This is a genomic window from Priestia sp. AB, from assembly GCF_028369225.1.
GTDB lineage: Bacteria > Bacillota > Bacilli > Bacillales > Bacillaceae_H > Priestia > Priestia megaterium.
Genome location: NZ_JAQMYN010000005.1, coordinates 87026 through 108559 on the forward strand (window position 1 = coordinate 87026; position 21534 = coordinate 108559).

20 protein-coding genes are annotated in these 21534 nt (G+C 37.5%); 14 read left to right on the forward strand and 6 right to left on the reverse strand.

Annotated features, from left to right (window positions below):
- Positions 1-2: 2 nt before the first annotated feature.
- From POF52_RS16550 to POF52_RS16560, 3 genes are read left to right on the forward strand one after another with little or no spacing between them, the layout of a single operon-like run.
- The gene (locus POF52_RS16550; protein WP_271993479.1) at positions 3-929 is read left to right on the forward strand and encodes an ABC transporter permease; all 927 of its coding nucleotides are present in this window, start codon (positions 3-5) and stop codon (positions 927-929) included.
- A gap of 14 nt (positions 930-943) precedes the next feature.
- Entirely contained in the window at positions 944-2014 is a 1071-nt protein-coding gene (locus POF52_RS16555; protein ID WP_016763049.1) for an ABC transporter ATP-binding protein, read from the forward strand.
- Position 2015: 1 nt separating this feature from the next.
- Positions 2016-2933 carry an ABC transporter ATP-binding protein gene (locus POF52_RS16560; RefSeq protein ID WP_020465427.1) on the forward strand — a complete coding sequence of 306 codons (918 nt, stop codon included), beginning with the start codon at positions 2016-2018 and terminating at the stop codon, positions 2931-2933.
- A 282-nt stretch (positions 2934-3215) separates the two neighbouring features.
- Here POF52_RS16560 and POF52_RS16565 read toward each other — a convergent pair whose 3' ends face one another.
- On the reverse strand, positions 3216-3791 hold the full coding sequence (locus POF52_RS16565) for a GNAT family N-acetyltransferase (RefSeq protein ID WP_013055419.1): 576 nt from the start codon (positions 3789-3791) through the stop codon (positions 3216-3218).
- A 451-nt stretch (positions 3792-4242) separates the two neighbouring features.
- Here POF52_RS16565 and POF52_RS16570 point away from each other — a divergent pair, with 451 nt between their 5' ends.
- The 6 genes from POF52_RS16570 (at position 4243) to madM (ending at position 10725) form a co-directional block, all read left to right on the forward strand.
- Positions 4243-5607 carry an amino acid permease gene (locus POF52_RS16570; RefSeq protein ID WP_271993480.1) on the forward strand — a complete coding sequence of 455 codons (1365 nt, stop codon included), beginning with the start codon at positions 4243-4245 and terminating at the stop codon, positions 5605-5607.
- A gap of 432 nt (positions 5608-6039) precedes the next feature.
- Positions 6040-7443, forward strand: a complete 1404-nt coding sequence (locus tag POF52_RS16575) for an amino acid permease (protein WP_271993481.1) — start codon at positions 6040-6042, stop codon at positions 7441-7443.
- 418 nt (positions 7444-7861) lie between these two features.
- Positions 7862-8260: a transcriptional regulator SpxA gene (spxA, locus tag POF52_RS16580; RefSeq protein ID WP_013055422.1), complete on the forward strand. Its 399-nt coding sequence runs from the start codon at positions 7862-7864 to the stop codon at positions 8258-8260.
- 201 nt (positions 8261-8461) lie between these two features.
- Positions 8462-9358 (forward strand): LysR family transcriptional regulator, encoded by an 897-nt coding sequence (locus tag POF52_RS16585; RefSeq protein ID WP_074893875.1) that lies wholly within the window; start codon positions 8462-8464, stop codon positions 9356-9358.
- A 195-nt stretch (positions 9359-9553) separates the two neighbouring features.
- Complete coding sequence (gene madL, locus POF52_RS16590; RefSeq protein WP_013055424.1) at positions 9554-9967, forward strand: malonate transporter subunit MadL; 414 nt, start codon at positions 9554-9556, stop codon at positions 9965-9967.
- A complete protein-coding gene (madM, locus tag POF52_RS16595) occupies positions 9964-10725 on the forward strand; it encodes a malonate transporter subunit MadM (RefSeq protein WP_013081762.1) in 762 nt (253 codons plus the stop codon). Before madL ends, madM begins: the two co-directional genes overlap by 4 nt.
- Before the next feature lie 93 nt (positions 10726-10818).
- On the opposite strand, the gene POF52_RS16600 is transcribed toward madM, so the two are convergent.
- Positions 10819-11487, reverse strand: coding sequence for a TerC family protein (locus tag POF52_RS16600; RefSeq protein ID WP_271993482.1), 669 nt, complete (start codon positions 11485-11487; stop codon positions 10819-10821).
- Between the two features lie 360 nt (positions 11488-11847).
- Here POF52_RS16600 and mecA point away from each other — a divergent pair, with 360 nt between their 5' ends.
- The 4 genes from mecA to pepF all read left to right on the forward strand — a co-directional run bounded on the left by mecA (position 11848) and on the right by pepF (position 17542).
- Positions 11848-12528: an adaptor protein MecA gene (gene mecA, locus POF52_RS16605; RefSeq protein WP_013055427.1), complete on the forward strand. Its 681-nt coding sequence runs from the start codon at positions 11848-11850 to the stop codon at positions 12526-12528.
- A 214-nt stretch (positions 12529-12742) separates the two neighbouring features.
- On the forward strand, positions 12743-14260 hold the full coding sequence (gene cls / locus POF52_RS16610; RefSeq protein ID WP_013081764.1) for a cardiolipin synthase: 1518 nt from the start codon (positions 12743-12745) through the stop codon (positions 14258-14260).
- Between the two features lie 119 nt (positions 14261-14379).
- Positions 14380-15561 carry a competence protein CoiA gene (locus POF52_RS16615; protein ID WP_271993483.1) on the forward strand — a complete coding sequence of 394 codons (1182 nt, stop codon included), beginning with the start codon at positions 14380-14382 and terminating at the stop codon, positions 15559-15561.
- 163 nt (positions 15562-15724) lie between these two features.
- Positions 15725-17542 carry an oligoendopeptidase F gene (gene pepF, locus POF52_RS16620; protein ID WP_271993484.1) on the forward strand — a complete coding sequence of 606 codons (1818 nt, stop codon included), beginning with the start codon at positions 15725-15727 and terminating at the stop codon, positions 17540-17542.
- A 505-nt stretch (positions 17543-18047) separates the two neighbouring features.
- On the opposite strand, the gene POF52_RS16625 is transcribed toward pepF, so the two are convergent.
- The 4 genes from POF52_RS16625 to POF52_RS16640 all read right to left on the reverse strand — a co-directional run bounded on the left by POF52_RS16625 (position 18048) and on the right by POF52_RS16640 (position 20907).
- Positions 18048-18899: a ClpXP adapter SpxH family protein gene (locus tag POF52_RS16625; protein WP_013081767.1), complete on the reverse strand. Its 852-nt coding sequence runs from the start codon at positions 18897-18899 to the stop codon at positions 18048-18050.
- 26 nt (positions 18900-18925) lie between these two features.
- A complete protein-coding gene (locus POF52_RS16630) occupies positions 18926-19336 on the reverse strand; it encodes a globin domain-containing protein (RefSeq protein WP_013081768.1) in 411 nt (136 codons plus the stop codon).
- Positions 19337-19622: 286 nt separating this feature from the next.
- On the reverse strand, positions 19623-20312 hold the full coding sequence (locus POF52_RS16635; protein WP_271993485.1) for a lytic transglycosylase domain-containing protein: 690 nt from the start codon (positions 20310-20312) through the stop codon (positions 19623-19625).
- Between the two features lie 4 nt (positions 20313-20316).
- Positions 20317-20907 (reverse strand): CYTH domain-containing protein, encoded by a 591-nt coding sequence (locus tag POF52_RS16640; RefSeq protein WP_013081770.1) that lies wholly within the window; start codon positions 20905-20907, stop codon positions 20317-20319.
- A 216-nt stretch (positions 20908-21123) separates the two neighbouring features.
- Here POF52_RS16640 and POF52_RS16645 point away from each other — a divergent pair, with 216 nt between their 5' ends.
- On the forward strand, positions 21124-21510 hold the full coding sequence (locus POF52_RS16645; RefSeq protein ID WP_013055436.1) for a hypothetical protein: 387 nt from the start codon (positions 21124-21126) through the stop codon (positions 21508-21510).
- Positions 21511-21534: the final 24 nt, after the last annotated feature.

Consider the following 21534-nt stretch of genomic DNA (forward strand, 5'->3'; position numbering starts at 1 on the left):
CTATGCAGCAACTTCCAAAAATTCCTAAAAAAATGTTTGAAACAGCAGGGATTGACCGCGCTCAGGCAGAAAAGATTGAAAAACCGAGTCTTTCATTCTGGCAAGATGTTTTTATTCGTTTTCGCAAAAACAAGCTTGCTATGTTTGGTGTAGTACTAATGGTTCTCCTTGTTTTTATGGCTATATTTGGTCCATTGATGGTGAAATATGATTATGCAACCAATGATTTGCTGAATGCTAATCAGGCTCCATCTTCTGAGCACTGGTTCGGTACAGATGAATTAGGGCGTGATGTTTTTGCTCGTACGTGGGAAGGCGCTCGTATTTCATTATTTATCGGGTTAGCAGCAGCTTTAATTGATTTATTCATTGGCGTAGTTTGGGGAAGCATCTCTGGATACCGCGGCGGCCGTACGGATGAAACAATGATGCGTGTTGCGGATATCTTATATGGTGTTCCTTACCTTTTACTCGTTATTATTTTAATGGTTATGCTTGGCCAAGGGTTAGGCACGATGATTTTGGCGATGACCATTACCGGCTGGATTAACATGGCCCGTATTGTACGTGGACAAGTATTGCAGTTGAAAAACCAAGAGTACGTAATGGCTTCACAAACATTAGGAGCAACAACAAAACGTATTTTATTTAAACATCTTATTCCTAATGCAACAGGTCCAATTTTAGTAACAATGACACTAACGATTCCTTCAGCAATCTTTACAGAAGCATTTTTAAGCTACTTGGGACTAGGCGTTCCGGCACCGCTTGCAAGTTGGGGAACAATGGCTTCAGAAGGCTTACCTGCTTTGGAATACTATCCTTGGCGCTTATTTTTCCCAGGTTTGTTTATCTGTTTAACAATCTTAGCGTTCAACGTAATTGGTGATGGATTACGAGATGCGTTAGATCCAAAACTACGTAAGTAAGGAAGTGGACTCATATGTCACGTTTATTAGAAGTAAAAAATTTAGCTGTATCATTTAAAACATATGGCGGAGAAGTTCAAGCTGTTCGCGGCGTTAACTTCCACTTAAATAAAGGTGAAACTTTAGCAATTGTTGGTGAGTCAGGATCTGGTAAAAGTGTAACTTCACAAACGATCATGCGCCTTATTCCGATGCCTCCTGGCCGAATCAAAAGCGGTGAAATGCTGTTTGACGGCATTGATTTAGCTAAGAAAACGGATAAAGAAATGGAAGCTATTCGCGGTAAAGATATCGGTATGATCTTCCAAGATCCGATGACTTCCTTGAATCCAACGATGAAAGTTGGGGCTCAAATTGGCGAAGTCGTAATTAAGCATTCCAAAGTGTCTAAAGCCGAAGCTAAAAAACGGGCAGTCGAGTTATTAACACTTGTAGGAATTCCTTTTCCAGAACAGCGTGTGAATCAATATCCGCATGAATTCAGCGGCGGGATGAGACAGCGTGTTGTCATTGCGATGGCTCTTGCTTCTAATCCGAAGCTATTGATCGCTGATGAACCAACAACGGCGCTTGATGTAACAATTCAAGCCCAAATTTTAGAGTTGATGAAAGACATTCAGAAAAAAACGGATACCTCTATTATCTTTATTACCCATGATCTTGGTGTAGTAGCAAATGTAGCAGATCGAGTAGCCGTTATGTACGCTGGTCAAATTGTTGAAATGGGCACAGTGGATGAAGTGTTTTACGATCCAAAACATCCGTATACGTGGGGACTGCTAGCTTCTATGCCAAGCTTAGATAACGAGGCAGAAGAAGAGCTGGCTGCTATTCCTGGAACGCCCCCAGATTTAACGAATCCTCCAAAAGGAGATGCATTTGCAGCGCGAAATCCATACGCAATGAAAATTGATTTTGAGCAAGAACCTCCAATGTTCAAAATATCTGATACGCACTATGCGAAAACATGGCTGTTACATCCCGATGCACCAAAAGTAGAGCCTCCTGCTTCAGTTCAGCGCCGCATGCGTAAAGTTGATAATGTATACAGTACACCTGTACTCGTAGCGAAGGATGGTGAATAACATGACAGATAAATTATTAGAGATTAAAGACTTAAAGCAACATTTTTTCACAAGTAAAGGAACAATTAAAGCAGTTGATGGTCTGACGTTTGACATCTTCCGCGGAGAAACATTAGGGCTTGTAGGTGAATCCGGTTGCGGAAAGTCAACGACAGGCAGAACGATTATTCGTTTATATGACGCTACTAGCGGTGAGGTACTATTTAATGGCGAAAATGTACATGGTCGCAAATCTCGCTCAGAGCTTAAAAAATTCAATCGTAAAATGCAAATGATTTTCCAAGATCCATATGCGTCGCTTAACCCTCGTATGACCGTAGCAGATATCATAGCAGAAGGCATTGATATTCACGGTTTAGCTAAGACGAGAAAGGAGCGTATGGCAAAGGTTCACGAGCTTCTTGAAACAGTGGGGCTTAACAAAGAACATGCAAATCGCTATCCACATGAGTTTAGTGGCGGCCAGCGTCAGCGTATCGGTATCGCAAGAGCACTGGCAGTAGAACCTGATTTTATCATCGCAGATGAACCAATCTCAGCGTTGGACGTGTCTATACAAGCTCAAGTTGTTAACTTAATGAAGAAGTTACAGCGTGAACGTGGACTAACATATTTATTTATCGCCCATGATTTGTCAATGGTAAAATACATCAGTGACCGCATCGGCGTTATGTACAGAGGTAAGATTGTAGAGCTTGCACCAAGTGATGAACTTTATCGAAACCCTGTTCATCCATATACAAAAGCGTTACTTTCAGCTATTCCGCTTCCCGATCCTGACAGTGAAAAAACGCGTCAGCGCAAAATTTATGATCCAAGTATCCATGACTATAACGGTGAAGAACCGGAGCTTAGAGAAGTATCTCCAGGTCACTACGTGTCTTGTTCTCAAGCAGAGTTTGCCACATATACAACATAACAAAAACGATCTCACAACGAGGTCGTTTTTTATTTAGTTATCAAAGAACACTAAGCTTCAAGTTGCAAAAAACATGTAAGAACAAGTAACATTAGCGCTTTACAGGTATTATACAGTAAAGGATTGAAAAATACTATTGAAAATTTTCAGAATTTTATATTTAAAACAAAATATCTATGTATAAATCTTATAACTAAAGGAATATAAGTGATTAATAATGTTGTGTATTGAATAATAATTCAATATTTATAAAAAGAAGGTAGACATGCGTCTACCTTCTTTTTATAAATCTGCTAAGATATCGCCGTCTTTACGATTTTTGTCAATTTTTAATACTTGATCTGCCGGCTGATAAGACGCACCATATATTTCTTTGTCTTTGTACGTATGAATTAACTCGTACGTTTTTTTCATTTTATTTAAAATGCTTTCCTCTGTTTCAGAGGTAGGAGACCAATATAGAATTTCCATCTGGTTGATTTCATTTGTAGCTAATGACCGGCGGTTATAGCCAATTGTTTGAGCATGCTTAAAGTCTGCACGTTTATAAAAATGCAGTCGTTTTGCTGAGTCTGAATCTTTATAGTCTACAGGCTCTACTTCTAAGATAATTGGTTTGTTATGCTGTTTTAACTCATCAATTAGTTTACCGCCAAGCCCTTGACCTCGAGCGTCTTTTGAAACAAAGAGGTAATCAATAAAGATAAATTGGTCTGTTTCCACGTACATTAATACGTGATGAGGTCCTTCGTTTTTATGATAAATATCGCTGCGTTCTTGTAAAAGCGTTTCGATATGCTTCTTTGATTTCATTTCTTCAATGGGAAAATATTGACTTAGTTTTTCATACCAATTCATAGCACCCTCCTACTGATCTTTTCATGATGATGTTCATAATAGTGTTTAAACAGTTATCTTATCTTTACCCTTTTTAGGGAAAAGTAAGCATCTATAATTGAAAATATAGAAGAATAATCAATTAATTATTCTTAATATTTAGATAACTATAGGGGGGTAAGAACATATAATGTAAAAAATGGTTTTTATTATATTTCAATCGTAAGTTTATTTGTGAAAATCACAAAAAACTATCGCATTTTTTGTGATTTTTGATAAAATGAACAAAGTGAAGTTTTTTTAATATTGTATTTTATAGATGTGAGAGCGGTAAAAGTATAGGTGTGAAACTTGCAATATCAGATTTTTAGTACATACACTGCCTAGAATTATTTGGCTGAAAAATAAGTTAATACTATACACGTAGCCGCTATCGCTATTAAATGAAATGGATATGTTAGGAGAGAGAATTATGCAAGGGAACACGCAAGAAAAAGAATTAAGCCGTGGACTTGAGGAAAGACATATTAGCTTAATGTCTTTAGGTGCAGCTATCGGAGTTGGACTGTTTTTAGGTTCTGCATCCGCTATTCGGTTAGCGGGTCCTGGTATTCTTATCATGTATGGAATCAGTGGTCTTATTATGTTTTTTATTATGAGAGCGCTAGGTGAAATGGCAGTACAAAATCCAGTAGCCGGTTCTTTTAGTAAGTATGCTAACGATTATTTAGGGCCACTTGCTGGTTATTTAACAGGCTGGAACTACTGGTTTATGTGGATTATTACATGTATGGCTGAAATTACAGCTGTTGGAGTATATATGGAGTTTTGGTTCCCAGGTGTACCTCAGTGGATATGGGCACTTGCAGCACTCGTTATCATGACAGGGGTTAACTTTTTAGCTGTAAAAGCATATGGCGAACTAGAGTTTTGGTTTTCTCTTATTAAAGTAGTAACGATTATCCTTATGATTGTGCTGGGCCTAGGCATGATTATCTTTGGAATTGGAAATGGCGGTATTGCAACAGGAATCAGTAATTTATGGAGTCACGGGGGCTTTTTCCCGAATGGCATGAAAGGTGTTCTTTTATCACTTCAAATGGTTATGTTTGCTTACCTTGGTATTGAAATGATTGGGGTAACAGCAGGAGAGGTGAAAAATCCGGAAAAAACACTAACAAAAGCAATTGATAATGTACTGTGGAGAATTTTGATTTTTTACATCGGAGCTTTGTTTGTTATTATGTCTATTTATCCTTGGCCAGAGATTGGAACGCAAGGAAGTCCATTTGTTTTAACATTTGATAAAGCTGGAATTCCCGCTGCAGCAGGGATTATAAACTTTGTAGTGTTAACAGCGGCTTTATCTTCTTGTAACAGTGGGATTTTTAGTACAGGCCGTATGTTATTTAATTTAGCTCAGCACGGGGAAGCTCCAAAACGCTATGCTAACTTAACAAAAGGCGGCGTGCCTGGTGCAGCAGTTATTGCTTCAGCTGTTGTACTGCTAATCGGAGTTGGCTTAAACTATGTTGTTCCTGATAAGGTGTTCACATGGGTGACGAGTATTGCCACTATTGGAGCAATTTGGACATGGGGAATTATTTTACTTTCTCAAATTCGCTTCCGCAAGGGATTAAACGATCAGCAAGTAAGTGATTTAAAATATAAGCTTCCATTTTTCCCGTATACATCATATCTCTCTCTTGCTTTCTTAGCGGGAGTAGTAGTGGTGATGGGCTTTTCCTCTGATACAAGAATAGCCCTTATTGTAGGTCCGGTATGGTTTGTTTTATTGATTGTTGTCTACTATTCAAAAGGTTTTCATAAAAGATAAAAAATAAAGCTCGGACAAAAGTAGTTTCGTTGAAGAAAGATCCGAACGAGTTGAATTCTTAATCAAGAATTCAACTCGTTCGGATTTTTTTATGGTGAACATAGGTTTACTGTATGTAGGGCTTCTAGCTATTGAATTGGAGGGCAAGGGGAAGACTCTCCACAGCGGTGTAACAAGCGGGATCCATAAGAACTCATATATCCCATTTATTCATCTTTAGATTGATGTAGTTGTGTCCCAGCCGCATTTTTTTCCAAAAGAAAATGAAGGATTTATTATTTAACTTTTTGCTTTAGTGTGCTAATATATTATATTGTTAAACAAATGAAGAGATGAATGAAGAAACAAATAATTTTTACGTGTTAATAGATTAGCATCGAGCTTTCTATCTCAAAAGTTTAAGCTTTTAGAAAGCAAAAGGAGACACAGCAAATGAAAGATAAAAAATGGGGACTTTGGTTTTTAACAGCCTTTGTAGTTGGTAATATGGTAGGCGGCGGAGTATTTATGCTTCCTTCTAATTTAGCAAACGTATCAAGTCCAGTCGGTTCAACACTTGCTTGGATTGCAACAGGTCTTGGCGTGTTCATGATTGCTCTTGTATTCGGGAATTTAGTCATGAGAAAGCCCGAATTAAAAGGAGGGCCTCAAAGTTATGCGGCAAATCTTTTTTCATCGCCTAAAGCAAGTAAAGTAGCAGGGTATAGCATGGCTTGGGGCTATTGGGCAGCTAACTGGGCTGCAACAGCATCTGTCATCATATCGTTTGCGGGATATTTAACAACGTTCTTTCCAGTAATGGAGAGTAAGGATATTTTATTTTCAGTCGGAAATTTTCAATTAGAAGCTGGAAAATTCATTACGTTTTTAGTATGTTCTATTGTCCTATGGGGAATTCAAGCTATTTTGCAGCGAGATATTAATAGTGCCGGTAATATTAACTTTATCACAACGGCAGCTAAAATTATTGGATTCGGTTTATTTATTGTTGTGGCGCTATCGCTATTTAGCGCATCCAACCTGGTCAGTACAGAATTTGTTAATTCAAAAGGTATAAATGTAGGATTGGGAAGTCAGGTCAATGGGGCAGCCATTGCTACGCTGTGGGCGTTTATCGGAATTGAATCGGCTGTACTGTTATCTAACCGTGCAAAATCACAAAAAGTAGTGAAGAAAGCAACGCTGCTTGGATTACTGATCTCAATGGTTATCTATGTGGGGATTACGCTTCTAGCTATGGGGATTCTTTCAACAGCTCAGCTTCAGCAGTCTCAAAAACCTTTGGTAGATACGTTAGAAATGGTGATTGGACATAAAGGTGCTTACGTAATGGCCATTTTAGCACTTATTTCTTTATTAGGTTCTACTGTTGGATGGATTGTTGTTAGTGCAGAAGTTCCTTATCAAGCAGCGAAATCAGGGTTGTTTCCACAGTGGTTTGCTAAAACAAATCAGAACAATAGTCCAGCCCGCTCACTAACATTAACAAATGGCTTAACACAGTTGTTTTTGTTTGCGACTATTTCAGGTACAGTTTCGCAAGCCTATAATTTCGCCATTGTTGTAGCTACTCTCGCTTATTTAGTTCCTTATTTCGTGACGACAGTTTATCAATTAAAGCTTATTGTGACGGGTGAGACGTACGACACGATTAAAGGATCGCGAGTAAAAGACGGAATCATTGCCTCGTTAGCACTTATTTATTCACTTTGGGTGATTAAGACAGGGACAGCTGATTTAAAAACATTTTTCTTAGGTATTGGCTTATTTGTAATCGGGCTGTTACTGTATCCTATCTTAATGAGACGAGGAAAAAGCACATCAGCTATTAAATAAATAAGAGGTTATTTCAAAAGCTTTGCAGAATGTCAGTTCTTCTGCAAGGCTTTTTTAGTGACTGAAAAATTTGAGGAATTTGTAAAAGAAAAAAATAATAAAAAAAATGAAACTAATCTACAGGTTTATTCGTAATAGTAGTGTGGTAAATAAATAATGAAGAAAATCGGCAATGAAAGTAATGACAGTGAAGGAACGAACTAATGTACTAGTTCACTTCAAAAAGTATATCATTCCGATGAAGTTTATAGTATAATGCAAATAGATATTATTTTTTAAAAGTAATTATAAAGTAGTATCGATTTTCATTATCAGTCATTAAATATTTACACTCGTTGAAGTTTGTATAAAACAACATGATTTACAGTTCATGTTTTAAATGTTATGACCGATTATGATAGAAGGAGTGAAGGAGTAAATGGTTACATTATATACATCACCAAGTTGTACATCTTGTCGTAAAGCGAAAGCTTGGTTAGAGGAAAATGATATTGGATATACAGAGCGTAATATCTTTTCAGAGCCGTTATCAATCGACGAGATTAAAGAAATTTTACGTATGACAGAAGATGGAACAGATGAAATCATTTCAACACGTTCGAAAACTTTCCAAAAACTAGACGTTCAGGTAGACGCTATGCCTTTGCAAGATTTGTATGAATTAATTCAGCAAAATCCTGGCTTGTTGCGCCGTCCGATTATCATTGATGAAAAACGTCTACAAGTTGGTTACAATGAAGACGAGATCCGTCGTTTCTTACCACGTAAAGTGCGTACTTTCCAACTTCGCGAAGCTCAAAGACTTGTGAATGGTTAATTTTTATATTTGTCTGTTTAAGATTTAAATAAGAAACCAACCAAGTAACGTTTGCTTGAAGTTGGTATATAAAAAATAAGCAGCAGGGAGCCAGATGGCCTCTGCTGCTTATTTTTTGTCGAAATAGCAGGGAAAATGAAGTATATATGTAATTAGTAAAGAAAGAGAGTATCTAAACATATAAAAGTGGTGGTGAACGGATTGGAGCTTTTACAGCTAAAATATTTCCAAGTAGTTGCTAGACTAGAACATATAAGTAAAGCGGCCGAAGAGCTGTACGTATCTCAGCCTGCGCTCAGCAAAACGATTTCACAGTTAGAAAAAGAGCTAGGCATTCGTTTGTTTGATCGAAACGGTAAATACATTAAATTAAATCGATATGGTAAAGCATTCTGTGCCAAAGTAGAACTTGCTTTAAAAACATTGGAACATGCAAAGCACGAGCTAAAGGATATGTCGAACGATCCATGTGAAGAAATTCGCCTTGTTGTATTAGCTAGTTCACATTTGCTTCCAGAGCTATTAAGCAGGTTTCGTGAACAATATCCTCAGGTGCGTTTTCGACTGATGCAGCATTTGACTAATAGCAATTCACAGCCTGATTTTGATTTATGCATTTCAGCTTTTCCATTAACAACCCGTCAGATCGAACATACTCCTTTGCTTCGTGAATCGATTTTGCTTGCAGTGCCTCTTGATCATCCTTTAGCCAAGCAATCACGTGTAAAGTTAAATGAACTTAAAAATGAGAAATTCATTGTGCTGAAGAAAGGGAAAGAGCTAAGGAAAATAACGGATGTAATTTGTAAGGAACAGAATTTTGTACCTCAAATTACGTTTGAAAGCGATGATCCAGCAACAGTAAGAGGTTTGATTAGAGCAAAGCAAGGAATAGGTTTTATTCCTGAAGTAACTTGGGGAGGTTCTACAGGAAAAGATGTAAAACTGCTGAAAATTGAAGAGGAAACATTTGAACGTACTATCTTTCTAGCTTGGAACAATGGAGGCTATGTGACGGATTTACAACAAATCTTCAGGCAGTTTGTGATTGATTATTTTAAACATCTACGCTCCGGTATGCCTCATGAATACATATAAGAATCATGACTAAATGTCATGATTTTTATTTCTTTTTCGAATAAATCTAAAGTGAACAGTAGAGAAAAACTGTATTATGTCATTTTTGATATAAGTATATAACTAAAAATGCATAGGTTATTCAACTTTTTTCCTTTACACTATTTTTAAACCATAAAGTAAACGCTTTCAATAATGGGGTGGGGAGGAAGTAATATGATAATCTTCGGTGTAGCGCTGCTGTCTATTTGCATGTTGATAGGGGTAATTGTAGGGGACGCATTAGGAGGGCTGATGGGAGTAGAAGCCAACGTTGGAGGAGTAGGGGTATCCATGCTTCTTCTTGTACTAGCGGTGGATTATTTAAAGAAGAAAAATAAGCTCCAAGTAAAATCCGAAGAAGGCATTGCTTTTTGGGGAGGTATTTATATTCCTATCGTGGTAGCAATGTCTGCACAGCAAAATGTTGTAGCTGCTCTTGATGGAGGAGGCATGGCGCTTCTTGCAGGGGTAGTAGTAGTCGTAGTAGGCTTTTTATCCATACCATTTATCAGCAGAATAGGAGAGAAAGCGAAGGTGAAAGAACAAGAAATAGAGCTTTCTATTTTACCTAAGGAGCAGATAAAATGATGAATATGATTAAAGAAGGATTAGAAAATAACGGGCTGATTACGGCATTTGCTATTATTGGGATTGTCATGTATATTGCTTATTTTTTATCAGATAAATTAACAAAAGGAAGAGTTCATGGATCTGCTATTGCTATTATGTTTGGGTTAATCCTTGCTTATATCGGTGGAGTGAATACAGGAGGAGAGAAAGGAATTTCTGATATACAGTTATTTTCAGGAATTGGTTTAATGGGCGGAGGGATGCTGCGAGACTTTGCCATTATTGCTACTGCGTTCGGCGCCAGTTTTAGCGAAGTCAAAAAAACGGGAATCAGCGGGATTACGGCCTTGTTTTTTGGGGTTTTCTATTCCTTTGTAATAGGTGTAATTATTGCTCTTTGTTTTGGATATAGAGATCCCGTTGCTTTGACCACAATCGGAGGAGGAGCCGTAACCTATATTGTGGGGCCGGTTTCTGGAACTGCGATTGGAGCCTCTTCTGATATTATCGCGTTAAGTATAGCTGTAGGATTAATTAAATCCATTTCAGTTATGATTTTGACACCGATATTTGCTAAGAAAATCAAATTAAACAACCCTCGTACAGCAATGATCTATGGAGGAGTTATGGGGACGACGAGCGGTGTAGCAGCTGGTTTAGCCGCGACAGATGTAAAACTTGTACCTTACGGAGCCATGACAGCTACATTTTATACAGGTCTTGGTTGCTTACTCGTACCATCTATTCTTTTTTTACTCACAGAGATTATTTTTTAAGTGTACAAAGTGTTTTATGAATAAAAGACTGCTGTGCTCATTAAACTAAAGAAAAGGCCATACTAAATAAAAATGTTTAGTATGGCCTTTTCTTTATCGTTTAGCTGAACGAAAGCTATTAACAACCATGCCGCTTATCAGCACAACAGCAATTGTTATAAATGGAATAAATGTTCCTAGAGATGTATGGGCTGCAAAGAATGAATGTAAGTTCTTTTCATGTCCAATCATATTTCCAGCAGTATAAGCTAAAATAGCTGCTCCCCCATAAACGAGCAGGGGAAATCGTTCCATCAAATACAAAATGAGCTTGCTTCCCCAAACAATAATGGGGACGGATACGAGTAATCCGGTAACAACCAAGATAATATTTCCATGAGCTGCGCCTGCTACAGCTATTACATTATCTAGTCCCATTACAATATCAGCAAATACAATCGTTCTTACAGCGGCGCTTAATGTCACGCCTGCACGGATTGAAGATGCATCATCACCTTCTGATACAAGAAGCTTAAAGGCAATGATCACTAATAAAAAACCGCCGATGAGCTGCAAGTAAGGAATAGTTAGTAAATAAACAGCTAAAATAGTAAGTACAATGCGAACGATCACAGCTAAGCCAGTCCCTAAAAAAATAGCTTTATTTCGCTGATATTCAGGTAAGTTGCGGCTTGCTAAGGCAATAACAATAGCGTTGTCTCCACCTAATACAATATCGATACCGATAATAAGAAGAATGGAGGTTATTAATTCTAAATCCAATAGTCTTCCCTCCCAATATGTAAGGATAAGTAGCTCATATTGCTTTATCTGTGTTCATTTTTAACAAAAAGCGTTCATAGGGTAAAGAGATTATGTATATAACAAAGTAAGGTGTAAGGTGGCTATGAGTTGTCAGAGTATTTTTTATTTCCTTTCTTTCGCATTTTGTCATAAAATAGATATACAAGGTTCACTCAAATAGTGTATGCTTGTATATCCCAAGTTAGAATGCTTTACAAAGTGAGAAAGTACATGTAATATTGCTTTAACACGGGGGTAAAATAGTCCCTTCATCGTTTAGGGGTAATGTTCGAAATGGCCGGATTACCTTCACTGATTTTTCCGAAGGGAGAGATGATAATGGAAATCGAACGCATTAATGAAAACACAGTAAAATTCTTTGTCACTTACGTAGATATTGAAGAACGTGGATTTGATCGCAATGAAATTTGGTTTAGCCGAGAGCGCAGTGAAGAGCTATTCTGGGAGATGATGGACGAAATTCATCAAGAAGAAGAGTTTGTAGCAGAAGGTCCTCTTTGGATTCAAGTACATGCGCTTGAGAAGGGGCTAGAGGTTATTGTAACAAGAGCACAAGTTTCAAAAGACGGTCAAAAGTTCGAAGTACCTGTTGGTGAAAATGATAAAATCGATATCCCTGTAGATGGAAAAATTGAAGCGTTGCTTGATCATCAAGCGAATCAAAATAAAAAAGCTGATTTTGAAGAAGAAATTATAGAAGACGAAGGGCTACAGTTCGTCGCACGCTTTCAAGACTTAGAACATTTAATTTCCTTAAGTCACCATTTAGAGTTAGATGATATCATCAACAGCATGTACGTGTTTGAAGGAAAATATTATTTATACGTTGAGTTTACAGATGATGAAGACTTTGTAGCTGAAATTGATAACATTTTAAGTATCATTTTAGAATATGCAAATGAATCAAATGTAACAGTTCATCGTTTAATGGAATATGGAAAAGAATTAATCAGTGAAAATGCACTTGAACAAGTAAAGCAGTATTTTCCTTTACGATAATAGCAGCCGATTTCATGTATATGAAATCGGTCTTTGTTTTGTCTTCATTTTTGGAAAAGCTCTCCGCTCATATCGAACAATTTAGGTGGAAAAAGCAGGCGGCTGGTTCCTACACGGGAAAGTGTAGTGTTAAAATAACAAGTTTGAGGATAATAACGGTATAGAGACCTGTTATTAATGATGAAAGATTGGTTTTAGGATAGGTGAAAACAAGTTGAAAAATAGATTACAGCTTTTAATTTTTGTTATTGGTATTATTGCTTTGCTTTATTTTACAAAAGGGTATTGGGACGGTAAATTTATTGGCGTGCTAAGTATCTTAATTACGATTAGTGTTGTTTTCATCGGTCTTGTTATTTCATTAGAAAACCGTCATCCAACTCAAACGCTAACGTGGCTCGTAGTATTAGGCGGTTTCCCGGTAATAGGGTTCTTTTTTTATTTGTTATTTGGACGCAATACGCGAAAACGGCGTTTATTTGCTAAAAAAGCAAAGCTGGATGAACAGGTGCTTTTAAAGATGGAAAGAGATTCCGGTATATTAGAAAATCACTTTGAACAGTTGGGCACCAGTAGAAAGCAAATGCTGAAGCTAGCCGTCAGGCTTGGCAAGAGTCCAATTTCTTTTTCATCAGATACGCGCGCATTGACGAATGGAAAAGAGACGTTTCACGAAATCATGGAATCTTTAAAGCATGCAAGGCATCATATCCACTTAGAGTATTACATCGTACGACATGATCACTTAGGAGAACAAATTAAAGATATTTTAATTCAGAAGGTACAAGAAGGAGTTTATGTACGCTTCTTGTATGATGCCGTGGGCAGTTTTCAGCTTTCACCGCATTATATTCACGAGTTAAGAAACGCGGGCGTAGAAATGATTCCATTCTTGCCGGTCAGACTTCCATTTCTCAATAATAAAATCAATTTCCGTAATCATCGTAAAATTGTAGTCATTGATGGAACAATTGGGTTTGTAGGAGGTTTGAACATTGGTGATGAGTATCTTGGGAAAAGTCGGCATTTTGGCTTTTGGAGAGACACTCATTTGATGGTGAAGGGTGAGGCAGTCCGTTCATTGCAGCTTATTTTCTTGCAAGACTGGTATTATATGACAGGTCAGACGATGCTTACTCAAACGTATCTATCGCCTGATTTAATTGACATTGATATGGAAAAGTGCGGCGGTGTTCAAATGATTGCCGGCGGACCAGACCGTGAGTGGGAAATTATCAAACACTTATTTTTTTCGATGATTACGTCTGCGAAAGAGTCCATTTGGATTGCTTCTCCTTACTTCATACCTGATGAAGATATTTTTACTTCCCTCAAAGTAGCTGCTTTAAGCGGTATAGATGTAAGGCTTCTTGTACCTCAGAAGCCCGATAAAAAAATTGTTTTTCATGCATCACGCTCTTATTTTCCGGAGCTGCTAGAAGCAGGTGTGAAAATTTACGAGTATAAAAAAGGATTTATGCACAGCAAGATTGTGATTGTTGATAGAGAAATTGCCTCTATTGGAACAGCTAACATGGACATGAGAAGCTTTCATTTGAATTTTGAAGTAAATGCTTTTTTATATCGTACAGCTAGTACTCAAAAGCTCGTATATGAATATATGCAAGATTTAGAAGAAACGAGTGAGCTTCACTTTAAAGACTTTGAAAAGCGTCCATTTATACAGCGGCTATTTGAATCAACAGCCCGTTTGCTTTCACCGTTATTATAATCGTTGTAAACCACATTGCGTACGGTGCAATGTGGTTTTTTTCTTAAAGAAAAGGGTTTAGTAGAAAGGTGTCGAATACAAGAATATAGCTCGCTATTATAGGAAGGAGAAATGTACGATTGTTAGTTGCCCAAACAGAAGAAGGACTCATTTCACTAGCTCAGCGCTTTTCGCTTGAACAGCTTAAGCTGTGGAAAAAAGAAAAGCAGTTCTACTGTCCCTCTTGTCAATCCCCTGTACAGTTAAAGGCAGGTACAAAAAAAATTCCTCATTTTGCGCACCTGAAAAAAACGTGCGTCGCTCAGCATGAAGGTGAAACAGATTATCATCTCGACGGAAAACGAAAGCTGTTTCACTGGTTTAGTTCTCATCTTGAAGTCGAGTTAGAAAGTTATCTTCCTGACATTATGCAGCGTCCAGATCTTCTTGTAGATACGCCCTCGCAAAAATATGCAATCGAATTTCAATGTGCTTCCTTATCTTCCTCAGCGCTAACCAAACGTTCTATTCATTATGAGAAAGGAAATTATATGCCCCTTTGGATTATGGGGGCAAAAAGAATGAAGCGCTTATCCACTTATATGTATCAACTTTCTTTTCAAGAGTGGCAGTTTCTTACTCTTTCCGATTATACGCCCACACTTCTTTATTTTTCACCTTCTACTAATCAACTGTTGAAACTTGAACATCTTATTCCTTTTTCATCTCAGATTTGTTATGCACAGCTTGTCGTGCTCTCTCCTCACGAGCATACCTTTCATGATCTTTTTTCTACACATACACAACCTCAATTTTTCTCTTCGTGGATAAAGAAAAAGAAGGCATGGCGAACGCATTATATCCTCTATCCTACTCAGAAGCTTCAGCCTTTTTTACACGCTCTTTATGAAAATAATATTCCTCCCTCCCATATTCCAGCAGAAGCAGGCATGCCGCTGCCTTCTTTATACATGGTTGAAACGTCTGCTATTATATGGCAGACGTGGCTGCTTCTCGATTTAATACAGCAGAAGCAAGTAGGGGATTTAGTTACAGAAAAAGAGTTAGGCCGGCTATGGCTCTACAGAATTCATAAGCGGCATATTGTATTTCGGTCTTTGCCAATGGCCCCTGTCGCTGTGGAACAGCCCCTGTTTGAGTATATAGAGGTATTATGCCGGCTAGGAATGCTAACGTATATAACTTCTGGGGTATACAAAATCAGAAGGCCCTACACGATTCCAAAGCAAACATCTGATGCTTTTTTAGAAGATGGACAAATGATGAAAAGGTGGTTAAATCAAGCAAAAGAAGTGACATAATCACTGAAAATCAGTACGCTTAAGAAAGAATCCTTTTTTCAAAAGCGTACTGACTTTTGATTAATTCTTTTAAAACAACATACAATAACGAAAGAAATAAAAAGGATTCGCCTTAGAAAAAGCGAACAGTTATAGACAGGTAGAAAAAGATGGAGGGATGACCATGAGTGAACAATCAAAAGTGAAAAAGTTACCAAGTAGAAGCGAGATAAAAGTAGAAGATACGTGGAAACTAGAGGATATTTTTGCTTCAGATGACGCATGGGAAAAAGAATTTGAAGAAGTAAAAGCTCTTATTCCGCAAATGGAAAAATTCAAAGGGAAACTTGGAGAGTCCGCTCAAACTTTATACGACGCTCTTCAAGAGCAAGACGAGCTCACAATGCGCGTTAGTAAACTTTATACATATGCTCATATGCGCTACGATCAAGATACCACTAACTCTTTTTATCAAGGGTTAAATGATCGCATCAAAACACTTTATACCCAAATTGCAAGTGCACTATCATATGTAACACCAGAAATTTTGTCTATTGAAGAATCAAAAATTAAACAATACATGGCGGAACATAAAGAGCTAAAGTTATATGCTCATGCATTAGATGAAATTACTCGCGAGCGTCCGCACATTTTATCAGAAAGCGAAGAAGCGCTTCTTGCTCAGGCTTCTGAAGTGCTAGGATCTTCAAGCAACACGTTTGGAATGTTAAACAACGCAGATTTAGAATTCCCTTCCATTAAAGATGAAAATGGAGAAGAAGTAGAAATTACGCACGGGCGCTATATTCGTTTCCTAGAAAGCAGCGATCGCCGCGTACGAGAAGAAGCGTTTAAAGCGGTGTACGAAAGGTACGGTAAATTTAAAAATACGTTTGCAAGTACGTTAAGCGGCACGGTGAAGAAAGATAATTTTAGCGCCCGCGTTCGTCACTATAATTCAGCTCGTCACTCAGCTCTTAGCACAAATAACATCCCAGAAGAAGTATACGATAACTTAGTTAAAACAGTGAACGATAATTTGCATTTATTGCATCGATATATTGATTTACGTAAGAAAGTATTGGGAATTGAAGAGCTTCATATGTATGATCTCTATACGCCTTTAGTAAAAGACGTAAAAATGGAAGTAACCTATGAAGAAGCAAAAGATTATATTTTAAAAGGCCTGAAACCACTAGGTGAAGACTACCTTAACGTGTTAAAAGAAGGATTTGAAAACCGTTGGGTAGACGTTCATGAGAACAAAGGCAAGCGAAGCGGTGCTTATTCTTCAGGAACGTATGGCACCAATCCTTATATCTTAATGAACTGGCAGGATAATGTAAATAACTTGTTTACACTAGCCCATGAATTTGGCCATTCTGTACACAGTTATTACACAAGAAAAACGCAGCCATATCCTTACGGAGATTATTCAATCTTTGTGGCAGAAGTAGCTTCAACGTGTAATGAAGCGCTTCTAAACGATTATTTACTAAAAACAATTGATGATGAAAAGCAGCGCTTGTACTTGCTTAACCATTATCTAGAAGGATTCCGCGGTACGGTATTCCGTCAAACAATGTTTGCTGAATTTGAGCATGATGTGCACATGCGTGCTCAAAACGGAGAGCCGCTTACACCTGAATTATTAACAAAATTATATTATGACTTAAATAAAAAGTATTTTGGAGACAACTTAGTGATTGATGAAGAGATTGGATTAGAATGGGCTCGTATTCCGCATTTCTACTACAATTACTACGTTTATCAATATGCTACAGGGTTCAGTGCAGCAGCGGCATTAAGCAAGCAAATCCTTGAAGAAGGAAATGCAGCTGTTGAGCGCTATGTAGGTTTCTTAAAGTCAGGAAGCTCTGATTATCCAATTGAAGTGTTGAAAAAAGCAGGAGTAGACATGACAACATCTCAGCCTATTGAAGAAGCGCTAGCCGTATTTGAAGAGAAATTAACGGAAATGGAACGTTTATTAAATCAATAAAATTAAAATGAAGCAGGAGCTGTATCCTGCTTCATTTTTTAAATCCTCGAAACTTGTTGTGATTGTTAAGCAATGTGAAAATAATAAGGATAGCTAAAAATAAGAGAGGGCCTGCGATAATGAGAGGGACAAGTTGCATAAGAGATAAAATATAGAATAAAAAAGAAACCAAAAGAATAACAACCCCTAGAGTAATTCCAGCAATTTTCATAGTTAACACCTCTATTAAAAGCATAATTGGTTGTACTATATGAGTGAATCTGGCTGTTTATGAAGTTTTTTTATAAAAAAGTGAATAAAATTGAAAAAAGGGGTTGCCAAAAGTCGACATAATTTGCTATAGTATTAATCGTGAAGTTTATCACAAAACAAACATATACCCCTTTGTTTGACCGTGAAAAATTTCTCCCATCCCCTTGTTGTCTTAAGACAAACGAAAAGACTTGGCGAAAGCCAAGTCTTTTTTGTTTAGTTGATGCTTAGGATAAGTATCAACATTTAATGATTAGCAGCTCTTTTCAGTACTTCTCCAAAAGGTGCCGTATTTGACAGGAACTCTCTCAACCACTTGCTGAAGCTGAAGTTTTTTCAATTCCTTTTCAGCCTCTTCTAATGATAAACCATACACAACTGCAACTTCTTTTGAAGCAACAAATTGAAAATAGCTTAAAAATGAACGAAGAGGCGGAAGACAAGCTGGATCTGGGTCAATTTCTAACATCTCTTTAATGATGTGTACATATGTTTCGTACGAATAGTATCCTGATATCTTAATGCCTTCTTCTTCAACTTTTTCGTTGAAGAACACAAGAGTTGGAATCTCATCGACATCCATTTCCGACGTGATTTTTAAATCACATTGAAAGGCCTTCGCAGCGTAATCTGAATGCAAATCTTTTACAAATTCATCAACATCTAGCCCCACATGTTTTGCACATTGTATTAAGACAGATTCTTCTGTAACATTTTGTTTTTCTAAAAATACTACTTCTTGAAGTCTTCTCAAAAAGCGAATGCCCTGTTTCTTTCCTTGCAGACCGGCCGCTTTAATCGCAATTGATGCAGCGTAAGGAGTATCGATTGGGTTTTCAAGCCACAGATTGCCGTCACATGACATACCGGAGCGGCTTCCAGTTTTCTCCCACGATTTTGCAATATGTTCAAATTTCTGCTGTGCTCCAATATTTAATTGCTGTAAGTTTCCGCCAAGCACATGCTTGAGGGATAACAGCTGACCATATTCTATTTGTAACTTCTTTAGAATAGGCTCGAGTGCCCAGCATTCCGGGCAAAGAGGGTCAACAAATACATAGATTTCAAGCGGTTTTTTATTTGAACCTTGACAAAGCTGATGCAAGGATGGGTATTGGCTATTTAGATTACTCAATGTGAAAATCCTTTCTCATCTGTCTGTTCCGGTGAATTAATCATGTGTTGGGCAGTTAAAATAAGACGATGATAAAGTTCATCTCTCTCAGGGCCTTCTAAATTAATTTCGTCCATTGCTTCATGCATACACGTCAGCCAGGCTTTGGCTCTTGACGGTGTAATTTCAAAAGGAAGATGCCTAGCTCTCAGCATAGGGTGACCATGCTCTTCAGTGTATAACGAAGGCCCTCCTAAATATTGTGTCAGAAATTGCTTTTGCTTTCGTGCTGTTTCTGTTAAATCATCAGGAAAAATTGGCGCGAGCTCAGGATGTTTTCCAACGCGTGTATAAAAAGCATCAACAAGTTTTGAAATCGTATGTTCACCGCCTAATAATTCGTAAGGGGAGTGGATTTTTTCTCTCATGTTGATAACTCCTTTGTTATAAGAAATATACGTTTTAACTCTTTGGTGTTTTTTACTTTCCTTAATTTTAGCAGTGTCATTTCGTTAACTCAAACTATCCGCTTACTTCTTCTACTGGAAAAGAGATAAAGTGGAATTTTACATAAGAAAAGTCTATAATGCTGTGGCGAATCACTAATTATGAGAAACAAAGGAATGCTTTCACAAACGTTTCCTTCTATTTATATAGTGTAACCTCGACAAACTACAGCCATTCTATGTTCGAGTAGTGAATGATTTGGCTCATTTACACAAGATAAGAAGACATAATTTTATTTACATATTTTTGCGTTTCTTGAAAAGGGGGGACTCCGCCGTATTTATCAACATTACCTGGTCCAGCATTATAGGCCGCCAATGCTAATTTCACGTTTCCGTTGTATTTATCTAACATTTGTCGAAGATATTTGGCTCCTCCAAATACATTTTGCTTGGAGTCGTACGGATCTTCTACACCAAGAGCTTTAGCGGTTGCTGGCATTAGCTGCATAAGCCCAGCCGCTCCTACAGAACTTTTGGCAGATGGATTAAAGTTTGATTCTTGTTTAATAACAGAACGAATAAGTTTAGGATCCAGCTGGTAGCGTGCAGCTGCTTCTGTAATTATCGTTTGTACATCCTGAGAACTGGCCTTTGCCGTTTCATTTTTTTGTGCAGGTAAGGCAGAATTTGAAGCCGCTGCCTTACCTGAGGAAGAAACAGATGGCTTGGACTGCATTTGAACCGCCGTAGATGGAAACATCTGCGCTGCCTTCAAGTAAAGATTGGTACTCATTTGAGGCTCTTGATTGACGTAGTGTTGAAAAAGCTGAGCAAATACAGAGAGTAAAGTTGTACCAAGCATCACGTTAGCTGTTGGCATCTGGTTGTTAACTGAAAATGGCTGAGTTCCAGGAAATTGAACGGAAGACATGTAATTGTTAATATTCATGCTCATGAATTTATTCTCCATCCATTAACGTATACTTTCGCTTGTAAAACCGTCGAATTTTGTTTTCCGTTGGTTTCTTTTTAATATCAAGCTCCGTAAGCAATTGCTCAAAATATTTTGCTCCTTCATTGGCATCGGTTACTTCGTATTCAAGTTCATAATCTTCAGCACCTAGATAAAAGCTATGATCGAGTACAAGTAACCCGTTTTTATATGGAATTTCTGCTCGACTTGTACACAAAGTGCCAAAATAAGTTAGCGCATGGCTATCGACTTGTAAATCAGTAATAAGCTGTTGAATTGTTGACGGAATCTTGGCGCTGCCATCTCGCAATTCTTTAGCTTGTTCATTTGTTAATGCTTCATGTGTTTCTAAAAGACCCTCTTGATGAGGCTGTTTGAGCGTGAGAACGGACTTATCTTTTTTGCTTCGAATTCGCAGGGCAGCCCCGCAGTCTTTTAATGAGAAAGCAGGTGTATCAAAATAGTGGTTTTCTTGAGAGACAAACTGATCTTCAGTTAGTTGAAAGTGTGAGCGGAGACGATCAAACTCTTCTTTCGTTACTATATTTTTAAATTCAATTTCAATTTCTTGTTTCAATGAAATCATCCTTTTAATTTAGGTCTTTTGGTAAGGCACTTTCCATCTTAATTTATCACACTTTTTGAGACAGTCAAACTACATTTCCTAACAGGAATATCCATATGGGGAACTTGGAAAATGAAGAAATACGGATTGTTTAGGTTTTACCTTTATTAAACGTTCCTGGAATGTGTTAAAATAGTAACGAATTGTATAGTTGGAAGGAGTTTATTTATGCACAATCGAATTGACATCACTACCTGTGTGATGAAATCAAATGAATTACATTTAAAAGCAGACCCTATTGAGACGGAAATTGAACAATTGGAAGATACAAAACAAATGCTTGTTGACTCAGATAACATGTCATTTGTATATGTTGTAGATATTAATGATCAATTTATGTATGTTGGCCTTAGTGATAATATTTGGGCAAATTTAAAGCACGTCTTACATAAAGATATGAAAGTATTTTTAGAAATTAATAAGAAAGTAATTGAGCTATCAGCCGTTAAAGAAGAGCTATCTTATCTCATCAGTAACATCGAAGGAAATGTAAATTATGGAGACGAGATGGTAGCAAGGGTAGAGGAAGTTTTTTTAGATAAAGAAAATAAGTAATAGAGAGAAAAAAGGGGGGTGTTA